This window comes from Actinomadura sp. RB99, assembly GCF_014706005.1.
Taxonomy (GTDB): Bacteria; Actinomycetota; Actinomycetes; order Streptosporangiales; family Streptosporangiaceae; genus Spirillospora.
Map to the genome: position 1 here is coordinate 55128 of NZ_JABMCA010000053.1, position 14175 is coordinate 69302.

General features: G+C 72.3%; 16 protein-coding genes. 8 read left to right on the forward strand and 8 right to left on the reverse strand.

Annotated elements, in window-relative coordinates; translation table 11 throughout:
- Nucleotides 1-51 precede the first annotated feature (51 nt).
- The 4 genes from amrb99_RS53415 to amrb99_RS34965 all read left to right on the forward strand — a co-directional run bounded on the left by amrb99_RS53415 (nt 52) and on the right by amrb99_RS34965 (nt 3771).
- Entirely contained in the window at nt 52-1410 is a 1359-nt protein-coding gene (locus amrb99_RS53415; protein ID WP_206700222.1) for a carboxypeptidase regulatory-like domain-containing protein, read from the forward strand.
- Nucleotides 1411-1445: 35 nt separating this feature from the next.
- Nucleotides 1446-2681 (forward strand): helix-turn-helix transcriptional regulator, encoded by a 1236-nt coding sequence (locus amrb99_RS34955; RefSeq protein ID WP_190864345.1) that lies wholly within the window; start codon nt 1446-1448, stop codon nt 2679-2681.
- A gap of 57 nt (nt 2682-2738) precedes the next feature.
- A complete protein-coding gene (locus amrb99_RS34960) occupies nt 2739-3002 on the forward strand; it encodes a hypothetical protein (RefSeq protein ID WP_190864348.1) in 264 nt (87 codons plus the stop codon).
- Between the two features lie 253 nt (nt 3003-3255).
- Nucleotides 3256-3771: an RICIN domain-containing protein gene (locus amrb99_RS34965; protein ID WP_190864350.1), complete on the forward strand. Its 516-nt coding sequence runs from the start codon at nt 3256-3258 to the stop codon at nt 3769-3771.
- A gap of 90 nt (nt 3772-3861) precedes the next feature.
- On the opposite strand, the gene amrb99_RS34970 is transcribed toward amrb99_RS34965, so the two are convergent.
- On the reverse strand, nt 3862-4440 hold the full coding sequence (locus tag amrb99_RS34970; RefSeq protein ID WP_206700223.1) for a TetR/AcrR family transcriptional regulator: 579 nt from the start codon (nt 4438-4440) through the stop codon (nt 3862-3864).
- 88 nt (nt 4441-4528) lie between these two features.
- Here amrb99_RS34970 and amrb99_RS34975 point away from each other — a divergent pair, with 88 nt between their 5' ends.
- Nucleotides 4529-5359, forward strand: a complete 831-nt coding sequence (locus tag amrb99_RS34975; protein WP_190864355.1) for an NAD(P)H-binding protein — start codon at nt 4529-4531, stop codon at nt 5357-5359.
- A gap of 16 nt (nt 5360-5375) precedes the next feature.
- On the forward strand, nt 5376-5990 hold the full coding sequence (locus amrb99_RS34980) for a DUF1579 family protein (RefSeq protein ID WP_190864358.1): 615 nt from the start codon (nt 5376-5378) through the stop codon (nt 5988-5990).
- Nucleotides 5991-6046: 56 nt separating this feature from the next.
- On the opposite strand, the gene glnA is transcribed toward amrb99_RS34980, so the two are convergent.
- Nucleotides 6047-7471: a type I glutamate--ammonia ligase gene (gene glnA, locus amrb99_RS34985; RefSeq protein WP_190864360.1), complete on the reverse strand. Its 1425-nt coding sequence runs from the start codon at nt 7469-7471 to the stop codon at nt 6047-6049.
- Between the two features lie 198 nt (nt 7472-7669).
- Between glnA and amrb99_RS34990 the strand changes: the two genes are divergently transcribed.
- Nucleotides 7670-8155 carry an RDD family protein gene (locus amrb99_RS34990; RefSeq protein WP_190864362.1) on the forward strand — a complete coding sequence of 162 codons (486 nt, stop codon included), beginning with the start codon at nt 7670-7672 and terminating at the stop codon, nt 8153-8155.
- Nucleotides 8156-8245: 90 nt separating this feature from the next.
- Here amrb99_RS34990 and amrb99_RS34995 read toward each other — a convergent pair whose 3' ends face one another.
- Nucleotides 8246-8941 (reverse strand): DUF4191 domain-containing protein, encoded by a 696-nt coding sequence (locus tag amrb99_RS34995; RefSeq protein ID WP_190864365.1) that lies wholly within the window; start codon nt 8939-8941, stop codon nt 8246-8248.
- Between the two features lie 87 nt (nt 8942-9028).
- Nucleotides 9029-9958, reverse strand: coding sequence for a lipoyl synthase (gene lipA / locus amrb99_RS35000; protein ID WP_190864367.1), 930 nt, complete (start codon nt 9956-9958; stop codon nt 9029-9031).
- 250 nt (nt 9959-10208) lie between these two features.
- Between lipA and amrb99_RS35005 the strand changes: the two genes are divergently transcribed.
- Nucleotides 10209-10706 (forward strand): YfbM family protein, encoded by a 498-nt coding sequence (locus tag amrb99_RS35005; RefSeq protein ID WP_194737447.1) that lies wholly within the window; start codon nt 10209-10211, stop codon nt 10704-10706.
- 9 nt (nt 10707-10715) lie between these two features.
- Here amrb99_RS35005 and lipB read toward each other — a convergent pair whose 3' ends face one another.
- The 4 genes from lipB to sucB all read right to left on the reverse strand — a co-directional run.
- The gene (lipB, locus tag amrb99_RS35010) at nt 10716-11384 is read right to left on the reverse strand and encodes a lipoyl(octanoyl) transferase LipB (protein WP_241756213.1); all 669 of its coding nucleotides are present in this window, start codon (nt 11382-11384) and stop codon (nt 10716-10718) included.
- Between the two features lie 103 nt (nt 11385-11487).
- Nucleotides 11488-12225: a peptidase E gene (locus tag amrb99_RS35015; protein WP_190864374.1), complete on the reverse strand. Its 738-nt coding sequence runs from the start codon at nt 12223-12225 to the stop codon at nt 11488-11490.
- Nucleotides 12226-12330: 105 nt separating this feature from the next.
- Nucleotides 12331-13218, reverse strand: a complete 888-nt coding sequence (locus amrb99_RS35020; protein WP_190864376.1) for a TIGR01777 family oxidoreductase — start codon at nt 13216-13218, stop codon at nt 12331-12333.
- Between the two features lie 163 nt (nt 13219-13381).
- Nucleotides 13382-14175 (reverse strand): 2-oxoglutarate dehydrogenase, E2 component, dihydrolipoamide succinyltransferase (gene sucB / locus amrb99_RS35025; protein WP_206700224.1); only part of this gene is annotated, 794 nt, incomplete at its 5' end.

Here is a 14175-nt window from a genome sequence, read left to right on the forward strand (position 1 = left end):
GCCCGTGCTCCACGCGCGTGCCGCCCGATCCGTCCAGAAAGGTCCCCGCGCGTGACCGACGAGTCCGAGGACGAGCCGACCCTGCTGACGTCGCTCGCCGGAAGCCTGTGGTTCCCGCTGCTGTTCTTCTTCGGCTTCCTGATCTGCTACATGCTGCCGTTCCACTCGCCGGAGCCGCACGACGTGCGGGTCGCGGTGTCCCCGCCGGCGGTCGCGGGACGGCTCGGACCCGCGCTCGACCGGAAGGCGCCCGGCGCGTTCGAGATCATCCCCGTCGGGGACGCGTCGGACGCCCGCAAGAAGATCCTCAGCCGCCAGGCCGTCGCCGCCTACAGCGTCGAAGGCCCCGCCCAGGCCACCCTCTTCATCGCCAAGGCCGACGGCACCTTCCTCGAACAGGCCGCCACCAGCACCTTCACCAGTGTCGCGAAACAGGGCGGGCAGACCATCCGGACCGTCGAACTCGTCCCCACCGCCAGGGGCGACGTCACCGGCACCGGCCTGTTCTACCTGTCCATGGCCTGGAACATCGCGCCCTACATCGCCGTCATGATGCTGATGCGCGCCGTCACCCTCAGCCGCCGCGTCAAGGTCCTCACCCTCGCCGTCCTGGGCGCGTTCATGGCCGTGGTCGGGTTCTACGTCGCGCTCGCCATGGACGTCGTCCCCAACGACCCGGTCGCCATCGCCTACGGCTTCCTGATCACGCAGGCGGTCGCCCAGTTCACCTACGGCCTCGTCCCGTTCGTCCGGCAGTTCATCCCGGGCGTCGCGATCACCCTGTTCGTGCTGCTGTCGATCCCGTCCAGCGGCGGCGCCATCCCGTACCAGCTCGTCCCCGGCTTCTTCCGCGCGCTGCATCCCGTCATGCCGCTCGGCAACCTCCTGGACGCCCTGCACGGCGTCTTCTACTTCGACTACGAGGGGCTGCTGCGGCCCACCCTCGTCCTGTGCGGCTGGGCCGCCGCCGGCTTCGCCCTGGTCGGCGTCGGCGCCTACGTCCAGCACCGCAAGGGCGCGGAGGCCGAGGCCGGCGCCGCCGCCGAAGAGGAGCTGGTCGAGGACCCCACCTTCGAGGCCCCCGCCCCGCACGCCGTCAGCCCTGCGCACCACGAGCACTTCGGCGAGGTGGTCCCCGGCCTCGTCGGAACCGTCCGCACCGCCTCCGGCGACCCCGTCGCCGACGCCCTGGTCACCGTCCTCGCCACCGGCGGCCGCCAGCTCATGCGCACCCGCACCGACGACGAGGGCCGCTACGCCGCCGCCGGCCTCCCGGAGGACTTCGTCACCGTCCTGCTCCTCGCCCGGGGGCACACGCCCGCCGTGGCCCGCGTCCTGCTCACCACCGGCCGCACCCACCGCCAGGACTTCGTCCTGGAGACCCCCGTCCACGGCGCCCACCCCGCCTAACCTGGACCCCAAGACCCCTCGAAAGGCGGCGGGACATGGACGAACGAGGCATCGATCCGGCCGACCCCGACCTGACCGTCGGGCAACGCATCCGCTACTTCCGGGAACGGCGCGGGATGTCCCGCGAGGTGCTCGGCGGCCTCATCGGCAGGAACGGCCGGTGGGTCAAAGCCGTGGAGCGCGGCGAGATCGGCGAGCCCAAGCTCCCCACGCTGCTGAGCCTCGCCGAGGCCCTGAAGCTGCGGGACGTCGCGCGCCTCACCGGCGGCGGCCCGATGCCCACGAGGATGTTCCGGGGACCCGGGCACCCGGCGCTCGGGGCCGTCCGCGACGCGATCAACGCCGTCGCCGTCTCGATGACCGACCCGCCCCCGCCGCTCTCCCACCTCCAGTCCCGGCTGGACGCGGCGTGGCGCGCCCGGCACGCCGCACCCGACCACCGCACCGTGCTCGGCGCCCTGCTGCCGGACCTGATCCGGGACGCCAAGCGCGCCGTCCGGACCTACGAGGGCGCGCAGCGGCGCCGCGCCCTGTCGCTGCTCGCGCAGATCTACAACCTCGCCCAGTTCTTCCTCGCCTACCAGCCGTCCGCCGACCTCCTCTGGCGCGTCGTCGAGCGCAGCATCATGGCGGCCGAGGAGTCCGAGGACCCGAAGGCGTTCGGTGGCGCCGTGTGGCTCGCCGCCCAGGCGCACCGGGACGCCTGCGACTTCGATGCGGCCGAGGCGGTCAACCGCGAGGGCCTCGATTGGCTGCGGCCCCGCATCACGGACGACGACGTCCCCCTGCGGGCCATGTGGGGCGCCCTCCACCACGAGGTCGCCTACACCGCCGCGCGCGCAGGGCAGGCCGGCACCGCGTGGCGCTGGTGGGACGAGGCCGACCGCATCGCCCGGTCGCTGCCACCCGCGCACTATGACCCGATGACGTCGTTCTCGCAGGTCATCATGGGTGCGCACGCCGTGACGATCGCCGTCGAACTCCGCCAGGCCGGCGAGGCGCGCAGGCACGCGGCCCGCGCGGCCCGCGCCACCATCCCGTCGCGGCCCCGCCGCGGCCGCCACCTGGTCGAGGTAGCGCGCGCGTGGCGGTCGACCGGCGACGCGGGGGCGACGCTCGCCGCCCTCGACGATGCCCACACCACCGCGCCCGAGACCGTCCGCTACAACGGCTACGCCCGCCGCATGACCGTCGAGCTCGCCTCAGAAGGCCCGGCCGACGTGCGGCGCGGCGCCCGCGACCTCGCCAACCGCATCGGTCTCCTCGTCTGAACCAGGGGACAGAAACCCTGTCCACTCCGCGTCCACCCCTTGTGCACTCTGCGTCACATGGCGAACACACAACACCATCGCAAGGTCTGCGAACTCTTCACGTGGGACGTTTTCGTGGACGGTGGGGCGGGCGGTGTCACCGACGACCGTGAGGCGGCGCGGCGGCACGTTGGGGAGGGTCTGGCCGAGGCGCCGCCGGGTACGTGGGGACGCGTGCGCCGGGTGGCGCTCTGCCCGCTCGGCCGGGCCGTCTACGTGGACCTCGGCCCGGTCGCCGAGGCGTGCCGCGACTCCGACACCGTCACCTGGCACGACGCATGACGGACGCGGGGCATCTGGACAGGCTGGCCGCGGCCTTGGCGCGGGCGGGGGGCGGCGGACGGGTGGTCCTAGGACCCGGGGTCTTTCGGCCTGGGGTGCGCGGCCCTGGGGGCGGGCGAGGTCTCAGGCCCCGGGCGTCAGTGGGTCTTAGGGCCCAGGACGCCTGCCGTACACCCAGCGTTCATGCTCCGGCCCGCCGCGCTCAACGACCGTGATCGCGGGCGTTGGCCCGCCCTCGCCAGGCTCCCGGACCATGAAGATCACCTCGCGGCCCGCGCGCCTCGCGCTGACCACCGGTCTCGCCGCCTCCCTCGTCGCCGTCTCCGGCTCGCTCACCCCGGCCTCCGCCGCCGCCGTCTACTGGACGTTCAAGAGCGGCCAGAGCGGCAAGTGCCTCACCGGCTCCTCGACCGGGAAGGTGTGGGTCGCCGGCTGCACCGGCGGCAAGACGCAGCAGTGGGACTGGATCGGCGGCGGCAGGACCTACAACGAGCTGAAGAACCGCTCCACCGGCACCTGCCTCACCACGGACTGGAAGACCTACAACAACGCCGTCTGGCTGAGCAGGTGCAACTCGTCCCGTCCCGCGAGCCAGCTGTTCGGCTACGGCGACGGCTACATCGGCGCCTACGACAGCCTCGGCGACATGTGGTTCTACCGCCTCCGCACCTCCCCATCCGGAAGTGCCGCCGTCTACTCGTCCCACATCACCTACGCCAATGTCGCCGACAAGTACTACAAGTGGACCCACACCACCCGCACCAGCTAGGCGTTCCGACGGGTCGGCGACTGCTGGACCGACCTGTGCACCGCCGTGGCGCGGCGGTGCACAGGTCGTGTACGGCCCGGAAGACCCCTGTCAGGCGGGTCCGGACGCGGCGTCGAGGATGAGTTCGGCGAGGCGGCGGGCGTGGCGGGCCGGGCCGTCGACGCCGAGGGCCTGGACGGACGCGTAGGCGCCCTCGAAGGCCAGTGCCAGCTGGTCCGCGACGTCGTCGGGGGAGGCGACCCCGGCGGACGCCGCGAGGTCGGCGAAGCGGGCGCGGACCCACCGCTTCGTCCCGGCGGCGGCCTGGTGGGCGGGATGGGCGGCGTCGGGGATCTCGGCGAGGGCCATGAGGAACGGGCAGCCGCGGCAGCGGTCCGGCTGGATCTGCTCCGTCTGCGCGTCGAACAGCGCGAGGATCCGGGCGCGCGCGGGCCGCCCCTCGTCGCCGGCGGTGGCGTCGAACCACTCCTTGTACAGGCCGTCCGCGCGGATGACGTAGGCGGTGATCAGGTCGTCCTTGGACGCGAACAGCCGGTAGAGGGTCGTGGGCGCGACGCCGGCGGTGGCGGCGATCTTGTCCACGCCGACGCCCTTGATGCCCTGCCAGTAGAACAGGTCGTGGGCGACCTCCAGGAGGTGCTCCCGTGTCTCGGCGGCGCTGCGGCGCATCACCGGACCCCTTGCCATATCCGACGCATGGCTCTAGCGTACCGCTTTGTTAGGGAACGTTCCCTAACAAAGAGGGGAGCGCGGAGCGATGTTCTTGGTGACGGGCGGGACCGGCAATGTCGGGCGCGAGGTGGCGGCGGCGCTGGCGGCGGCGGGGGAGCCGGTACGGGCGCTGACGCGCGGCGGGGCCCCGGCGGACGCGCCGGACTGCGTCGAGTACGTCACCGGCGACCTGAACGAGCCGGAGACGCTCGTGCCGGCCCTGCGGGGCGTGCGCGGGCTGTTCCTGCTGCCCGGCTACGACGGGACGGCGGACCTGCTGGCCGAGGCGGGCCGCGCCGGGGTCGAGCACGTGGTGCTGCTGTCGGGGTCCTCGGTGGAGTCGGGCGACACGACCAACGCGGTCAGCCGCTACATGATCGAGTCGGAGGTGGCCGTCCGCGACTCCGGGCTCGCGTGGACCCTCGTGCGGCCGAACGGGTTCATGTCCAACACGTTCGAGTGGATCCCGCAGCTCAAGGCCGGCGACGTGGTGCGCGCCCCGTTCGCGGACGTGCCGATCGCGGTGATCGACCCGGCCGACATCGGCGCCGTCGCGGCGACCGCGCTGCTGCGGGACGAGTACCGCGGCCAGGTGCTCCGCGTCACCGGCCCGGAGCCGCTGCGGCCCGCCGACCGGCTCCGGATCCTGGGCGGCGTGCTGGGCCGCGACCTGCGCCTGGACGCCCTGCCGGACGACGAGGCCCGCAAGGAGATGCTCCAGAACATGCCCGAGAAGTACGTGGACGCGTTCTTCGACTTCTACGTCGCCGGTTCGCTGGACGAATCGGTCGTCACCACCACCGTCCGCGACGTCACGGGCCGTCCGCCCCGCACCTTCGAGCAGTGGGCCGCCGCGCACGCCGCGTCCTTCGCGTGACCAGAGGAGACCGATCATGCTGAAGAAGCTCGTCCTGCCCGTCGCCGCCGCCGCGATCCTCGGGCTCACCGGATCCGCCGCGGCCTCCGCCACCGCCCCGCCGGAGGCCCGGCCGAGCGCCGGCCCGCTGGACCCGGGCCCCTTCCACCACCGCCTCGACCAGCTCGCCGGCACCTGGAAGGCCGTCAAGGAGAACTACATCCTCAGCGGCGACGGCACACCGATCGTGTCCCGCGACATCACCGTCCGGACGAGCTGGATCGCCAAGACCGGCGGCCGGTTCCTCCAGGAGCGGACCGACGGCACGCTCGGCGGCAAGAAGTACTTCCGGCTCGGCGTCCTCGGCTTCTCCAACATCGACCGCCGCTACGAGTGGACGACGTTCGACGGCGTCACCCCGACCGCGATGACCTACCGCGGCCCGGCGCTGTCTCAGGTCACCTCGGTGCTGTCGATCCCCGGCACGTTCACCGACCCGGGCATCCTCGGCCCCGAGTACCTCGGTAAGACCATCCCTATGCGCACCGTCATCACGCTCGGCGCGCACCCGCGCTTCGACCTCTACTTCACCCCGCCCGGCCAGGCGGAGCGGCTCGTCGACCGCGTCGTCTACACCCGCCGGATCGCCTGACCCCCGGGAACGCGAAAGGCCCGCGAGGCGTCCTCGCGGGCCTTCCCCGACGACGATCACACGTCGTAGTACAGCTCGAACTCGTGCGGGTGGGGGCGCAGGCGGACCGGGTCGATCTCGAACTCGTTCTTCATCGCGATGTAGGTCTCGATGAGGTCCGGGGTGAAGACGCCGCCCTCCAGCAGGTAGTCGTGGTCGGACTCGAGCGCGGCCAGGACGGCCGGCAGCGAGCCGGGGACCTGCGGGATCGCGCGGGCCTCCTCCGGCGGCAGCTCGTAGAGGTCCTTGTCGATCGGCTCCGGCGGCTCGATCTTGTTCTTGATGCCGTCCAGGCCCGCCATCAGCATCGCCGAGAAGGCGAGGTAGGGGTTGCAGGACGGGTCCGGCACGCGGAACTCGATGCGCTTGGCCTTCGGGTTCGAGCCGGTGATCGGGACGCGGATGCACGCCGACCGGTTGCGCTGCGAGTACACCAGGTTGACCGGCGCCTCGAAGCCCGGGACGAGCCGGTGGTAGCTGTTGACCGTCGGGTTCGTGAAGGCCAGCAGGGACGGGGCGTGCCGCAGCAGGCCGCCGATGTAGTGCCGCGCCGTGTCCGACAGGCCCGCGTAGCCGACCTCGTCGTAGAACAGCGGCGCGCCGTCCTTCCACAGCGACTGGTGGACGTGCATGCCCGACCCGTTGTCACCGAAGATCGGCTTCGGCATGAACGTCACCGTCTTGCCGGCGCCCCGCGCCACGTTCTTGACGATGTACTTGTACAGCAGCAGGTTGTCGGCGGCCTTCAGCAGCGTGTCGAAGCGGACGCCGATCTCCGACTGGCCCGCCGTGCCGACCTCGTGGTGCTGCAGCTCGACCTCGATGCCGGAGGCGAGCAGCTGCGTCGCCATCTCCGAGCGCAGGTCGGTGTAGTGGTCCATCGGCGGGACGGGGAAGTAGCCGCCCTTGTAGCCGGGCTTGGCGCCGAGGTTGCCGCCGGGCTCCTCCCGGCCGGTGTTCCAGGCGCCCTCCACCGAGTCCAGGAAGTAGTAGCCGGCGTTCTGCTTCGTCTCGAAGCGGACGTCGTCGAAGATGTAGAACTCGGCCTCGGGACCGCAGTAGGCGGTGTCGGCGATGCCGGTCCCGCGCAGGTAGTCCTGGGCCTTCTTGGCGACGTTGCGGGGGTCGCGGCTGTACGGCTCGCCCGTCAGCGGGTCGTGCACGAAGAAGTTCAGGATCAGCGTCTTGTGCTGCCGGAACGGGTCCAGGACGGCCGTGGCCGGGTCCGGGAGAAGCAGCATGTCCGACTCGTGGATCTCCTGGAACCCGCGGACGGACGAACCGTCGAACATCATGCCGTCTTCGAAGGCCCGCCGCCCGAAGTTGCCGGTCGGGATCGTGACGTGCTGCATCTTGCCCGGCAGGTCCACGAACCGGCAGTCGACGAACTTGACGTCCTCGTTCTCGAGATAGCTCAGGACCTCTTCGGCGCTGCTGAACATCCAGCCTCCTTGGTGCGCTCTTGGGCGTCTCGCAGCCTACGGCGGGGCCGTTTCCCGGCCGTGTCCCATATGTTTCGGCTGTGTTAAGCGGGGCGCCGGCGCCCTGCTCCAAGGACGCCCCCGCCTTGCCCCCACCCTCGTCCCCTCCCCTGGGGAGCCGGGTCGGAACCCGCCAGGGGAGCGGATAGCGTAGAGGCCATGAGCGGTGGTAAAGAGCAGCAGGCCGCACGGCCGCGATGGACGCAGACGTGGCTCGGCGGCGCGCGCGCGGCGGGAGCCGACCTCGGCCGTCCCGGCGAGCGCCTCGGGCTGCCGGAGAGCGGGAGCGGCGCCGTCGCGTCCTACGGCCGCCGGCTGTTCGCGCTGTTCATCGACTGGGCGCTGTCGACGCTGGTCGCGAGCGGCCTGGCGGCCGCCCTCGACTGGTCGGCGCCGCAGCGCAGCCTGTGGACGCTGGTGATCTTCGGGATCCAGGCGTGGCTGCTCACCGCGACGATCGGCACCACGATCGGCAAGCGGCTGTGCGGCATCCGGGTGGTGCGGCTGGACGGCCGGCCCGTCGGGTTCCTCATGGGGTTCGCCCGGTCGCTCCTGCTGGTCCTCGTCGTCCCGGCGCTGATCTGGGACCGCGACTACCGCGGCATGCACGACCGCGCGTCCAACACCGCCGTCGTCACCATCTGACCCGGAGATCCGGCCCGGGAAACGCGGCCCGGAAACGGAAAAGCGCCCCCGAGGGGGCGCTCCACCGGCGGTGCGGTACCGGCGGTGCGGTCACCGCATCTTGGGCTTGGGGCCCTTCGGCATCTTCGCGCCCTTCGGGATCGGGCCCTTCGGCATCTGCATCGACCGGGGCAGCGCCTGCAGCCGGTCGTTCAGCTCCCCGACCTGCGCCTTGGTGAGGTTGCGGGGCAGCTTCATCAGGTGCCGCTGCAGCTTGCCGACGGGGATCTGGTCCTCGTCGTCGCCGACCTGCACGTCGTAGATCGGCACCTGCTGCGCGGCGCGGGAGATCCGCTTCTTCTCCGCGCCCAGCAGCTGCCCGACCCGGTTGCGCGGACCCTCGGAGACCAGGATGACGCCGGGACGGCCCACGACGCGGTGCACCATGTCGAGGTTGCGGTTGCCGCTGACGGCCTCGGTGACCGTCCAGTCACCGCGCATGTTCTTCAGCACCGCGGCGGCCGCGCCGGGCTGCCCGGCGATGACCTTGTACTGCGCGCGCTGCGCCAGCTGGCCGAAGACGATCAGGCCGACGGCGGCGCCGGCGAGGATGCCCAGCGGGACGAAGAACCACAGCCGGCCGATCACCAGCCCGATCACGATGACGACGATCAGGGTGCCGATCGCCGACGCGGCGACGATCGGAAGGGCCTTCGGGTCGGCCTGGCGGAGCACCTGGGCGACCATGCGGATCTGCTTGAGGCGGCCCGGACGCTCCTGGCTCCCGTCCGCGGGCGTTTTCGACATGAACCCAAGGATAGTCGGCCGGGACCCCCGGCCCGACACCGTCCTCGCACGGCGAAACGCAGGCGAGGACGGTCCGGACCGCCGGAATCAGCTCTGGCGGGCCTCGATCGCCTGCTTGTAGAGGCGTCCGGCGCGGTAGCTGGAGCGGACGAGCGGCCCGGACATGACGCCCGCGAAGCCGATCTCCTCGGCCTCGGCGTTCAGCTCGACGAACTCCTCGGGCTTCACCCACCGCTCCACCGGGTGGTGGCGGGGGCTCGGCCGCAGGTACTGGGTGATGGTGATCAGCTCGCAGCCCGCCTCGTGCAGGTCGCGCAGCGCCGCGGAGACCTCCTCGCGGGTCTCGCCCATACCGAGGATCAGGTTCGACTTGGTGACCAGGCCGTCCTCGCGCGCCTTGGTGATCACCTCGAGGGACCGCTCATAGCGGAACCCGGGCCGGATCCGCTTGAAGATCCGCGGGACGGTCTCGACGTTGTGCGCCAGCACCTCGGGACGGGACGAGAAGACCTCGGCGAGCTGCTCGGGGACGGCGTTGAAGTCCGGGATCAACAGCTCGACGCCGCAGCCGGGCACGGCCGCGTGGATCCGCCGGACCGTCTCGGCGTACAGCCAGGCGCCGCCGTCCTCCAGGTCGTCGCGGGCGACGCCGGTGACGGTGGCGTACTTCAGGCCCATCGTGGCGACGGACTCCGCGACGCGGCGGGGCTCGTCCCGGTCGAACGCGGCGGGCTTGCCGGTGTCGATCTGGCAGAAGTCGCAGCGCCGGGTGCACTGGTCGCCGCCGATGAGGAAGGTGGCCTCGCGGTCCTCCCAGCACTCGAAGATGTTGGGGCAGCCCGCCTCCTGGCACACCGTGTGCAGGCCCTCGGACTTCACCAGGCCGATGAGCTCCTTGTACTGCGGGCCCATCTTCAGCCGCGTCTTGATCCACTCGGGCTTGCGCTCGATCGGGGTCTGGCTGTTGCGGGCCTCTATGCGCAGGAGCTTGCGCCCCTCAGGTGTCACCGTCGTCACCTGTTCAGGGTACGTCGCGATCAGCGGACCGGCACATCGCGCGCGTCGGGGCGGAGGCAGCGGGGAGGCCGCCGCGGGCGGCCCGGCGCAGTTAACGCAGCAGTATCGGACGTATCTCGAACGTGTGACGTTACCCCGCTCACACCGTCGATTCGCGTGTTTCGGTGCATGGCCACCGGCGGTTCTCTCTAGGGTGACTCCCTGTCGTCACGCAACAGCGTTCGCATGGAGGACCGCAGTGGGTCTGGCAATGTCGTACCTCAGGGTGCCGCCGGTGCTGGAGGGTGAGCCGGATCCCACCCGGATCGCCCGGCGCGTGTTCGGCGAACGGGACTGGCGGCGCCGCGTGCCGTTCGCGCCGCTGGACATCGGCGGGACGTGGCAGGCGCTGCACTACCTGGTGACCGGCGACCCCTGGGAGGGGCGCCAGCCGGAGGCCGACGTGGTGTGCGGCGGGCGGCTGCTCACCGAGGACGGCGCCGACGAGCTGGGCATGGACGTGATCTACCTGGCGCCGGACCGGGTGAAGCCGGCCGCCGACCACCTGGCGGCGACGCCGTTCGGCCACGTCGCCGGCCGCTTCGAGCCGGCGGTGATGGTGCAGGCCGGCGTGCAGGACGCGGGCCGGATGGACTCCGCCGCCCGCGACCGCGTCCTGAAGCCCGCCTACGAGGCCCTGGTCGCGTTCTACCGGGCCGCGGCGGACGAGGGCCACGCCGTCTACAAGGTGATGTTCCCCAACGACTGACCGCCGGGATCAGGCGTCGAGATGCGCCCTCGTCCGGTGGAAGGTCTCCCGCGCGCCGAGCGCCTCCGCGAGGTGGCGCTCCACCAGCGGGGTCACCTCGGCGACGGGGACGTCCCGGCCGACCTCGCGGCTGAGGTTCGTGGACCCGGCGTCCCGGATGCCGCACGGCACGATCTTGTCGAACCAGCCCATGTCGTTGTCGCAGTTCAGCATGAACCCGTGCATCGCCACCCCGCGCGCCACCCGGATCCCGATCGAGCCGATCTTGCGGTCGGGGGAGCCGGGCACCCACAGCCCGCTGCGGCCCTCGACCGTGGTGGTCTCCAGGCCGAACTCGGCGCACACCGCCATCATCATCCGCTCCAGCAGCCGCACGTAGGAGACGACGTCGGCGGGGTCGGGCAGCCGGACGATCGGGTAGCCGGTGAGCTGCCCCGGCCCATGCCAGGTGATCTTGCCGCCGCGGTCGACGTCCACGACCGGGGCGCCGGGGTCGCCGAACGGCCGGTCGAGCGCCGCGGTCCGCTTGCCCGCCGTGTACACCGGCTGGTGCTCCATCAGCAGGACGGTGTCGGGGATCAGGTCGTCCACGCGCCGGGCGTGCGTGCGCTTCTGCAGCTCCCAGCCGTCCAGGTAGGGGACGGCCGCGGTGCCGAAGCCCGCGTGGACGATCACCAGCCGGCCGGTCGCCGGCGCTTCTCCGGGGGGCGTCTCGGGTGCGGCCCCCCGCACGTCCAGATCACTCACGCCCGCCAGCCTATGCCGCCCGCCGACCGCTTCCTCAGAGGGACGCCAGCCGGCGGGGCTCCAGCCGGGTCTCCTTCGCGGTGGCGGGGCCGTCCGGCTCGACCCGGTAGGCGCCCGCGTCCTGCCGGTACGACACGGCCTGGACGAACTCGGTGCCGACGTAGTGCAGGCCGACCGACTCGTCCGCCGCGTACCCGCCGGGCAGCGTGCCCTCGCCGACGAGCTGCTGCAGCAGCGGGCGGCGCTGCGGGTCGCTGTCGTAGTGCACCCCGCACGAGTACGGCAGGAAGCCCAGCCCGTCGGTGAGCGGCCGCAGCTGCGGGCCGAAGGAGTCGGTGTTGCCGCCGACGTGCCAGCACAGCGCGCCCGCGCTCTGCCCGGACAGCACCACGCCCTCCTGCCACGCCTCCCGCATGATCTCGTCCAGGCCGTGCAGCCGCCACAGCGCCAGCAGGTTCGCGACGCTGCCGCCGGACACGTAGATCAGGTCCTGGGTGAGCAGGTGCGCACGCATGTCCGGGACGCTCGGCATCGGGAACAGCGACAGGTGGCTGACCTCGGCGTCCAGCTGGGAGAACCCGGCGTAGAAGCGCGCGACGTACTCGGCGCCGTCGCCCACCGCCGTCGTCAGGAAGCACATCCGGGGGCGGTCCTGCCCGGTCAGGTCGAGCGCGTAGCGCATCAGCGGGCTCGGGGCGATGCCCTCCCGGCCGTCCGGGACGAACGTGCCCCCGCCGATGGCGAGGATGTGCGGCTGTCCGTCGGTGCTCATTCGCCCTCCACGTCGGCAAGCTCTCTCAATGTCACCGTATGGCCACCGAGCGGGAGCGTCCGTGATTTTAGCCAATCTTGGTCTCGGCGCGTCGGCGTCGGCCGGTCACAGGAGGGCGGCCAGCGCGGAGTCCACGTCGGGATGCCGGTACCGGAAGCCGGCGTGCTCCAGCCGCCGCGGCAGCACCCGCTGGCTGACCAGCGGGCCCTCGTCGGCGAAGTCGCGCAGCGCGGCCCGCAGCACCGCCTTCGGGACGGCCAGCCGCGCCGGGCGGTGCAGCGCCCGCGCCAGCGCCTCGGTGTACGCGGCGTTGGTCACCGGGTCCGGGGCGGTGAGGTTCACCGGCCCCGACACCTCGTGCTCGATCAGGAACCGCAGGGCCGCGACCTCGTCGGGGAGCGAGATCCAGCTCGTCCACTGCGTCCCGTCGCCGAGCCGGCCGCCGAGCCCGAGCCGGAACAGCGGCAGCGTCCGCCCGAGGATCCCGCCGCCGCGCGCCAGTACCACGCCGGTGCGCGGGTAGACGACCCGGATGCCCGCCTCGCGGGCCGGTGCGGCGGCCGCCTCCCAGTCCCGCACGAGCGCGGCGAGGAACCCGGCGCCCATCGGGGACTTCTCGTCGGCCTCCCGGTCGCCGGTGTCGCCGTAGAAGCCGATCGCGGACCCGCACACCAGCACCGGCGGGCGGCGGCCCGCCGCGGCGATCGCCTCCGCGAGCGTCCGGGTGCCGTCGAGCCGGCTGTCCCGGATCCGGCGCTTGTACGCCTTCGTCCACGGCCGGTCGCCGACGCCCGCGCCCGCCAGGTGCACGACGGCGTCGGCGCCCTCCAGCGCCGCCGCCTCGACGCACCCGTCGGCGGGGGACCAGCGCGCCTCGTCCGGTGCCGACGGCTCGCGGCGCACCAGCCGCACGACGTCGTGCCCGTCCTCCCGCAGCGCCCGCACCAGCGCCGATCCGATCAGGCCCGACGAGCCCGTCACGGTCACCCTCATGTCCCCAGCCTACGGGGACGGCGCCGGCGAACGCTGAGATTCTCATCCGGGTCCCGTGTTTCCGCCGGGCCGGGACCGGGTTTCCCCGGGAACGCGCGGGACCCCGCCGCCCGGGCGGGGCGGCGGGGTCCGGTGCGGCGTGCGAAGCGACGGCCGCGTTCGGTCAGAGGCCGAGGTCGGCCTCGAAGTTGCCCTCCTCCAGGCGGTGCTTGATGGTGCCGAGGAAGCGGGCGGCGTCCGCGCCGTCGATCAGCCGGTGGTCGTAGGTCAGCGCCAGGTAGACCATCGACCGCACCGCGATGACCTCGCCCAGCTCCGGGTCGTCGATGACGGCGGGCCGCTTGACGACGGCGCCGGTGCCGAGCATGCCGACCTGCGGCTGGTTGAGGATCGGGGTGTCGAACAGCGCGCCGCGGCTGCCGGTGTTGGTCAGCGTGAACGTGCCGCCGGACAGCTCGTCCGGGCTCACCTTGTTGGTGCGGGTGCGCTCGGCGAGGTCGGCGATCCGCTGCGCGAGGCCGCCCAGGTTGAGCTGCCCGGCGTTGTGCACGACCGGGACCATCAGGCCCCGCTCGGGCACGTCCACCGCGATGCCGAGGTTCTCCACGTCGTGGTAGGTGACCTCGTTGGTCTCGCTGTCGATGACCGCGTTGACCTTCGGGTGCGCCTTCAGCGCCTCGATCGTGGCCAGCGCGAAGAACGGCAGGAAGGACAGCTTGACGCCCTCGCGGGACTGGAAGTCGGCCTTGGCCTGCTCGCGCAGCCGCGCGATCTTGGTGATGTCCACCTCGACCACGGTGGTCAGCTGCGCCGACACCTGCAGCGACTCCACCATGCGGCGGGCGATCGTCTGCCGGATGCGGGACATCTTCTCGGTGCGGCCGCGCAGCGCGAGCTGCTCGGCCGGGGCGCCCTCGGGCGCGGGGGCGGCGTGCCGGCCGGCCGGGCGGGCCGGGG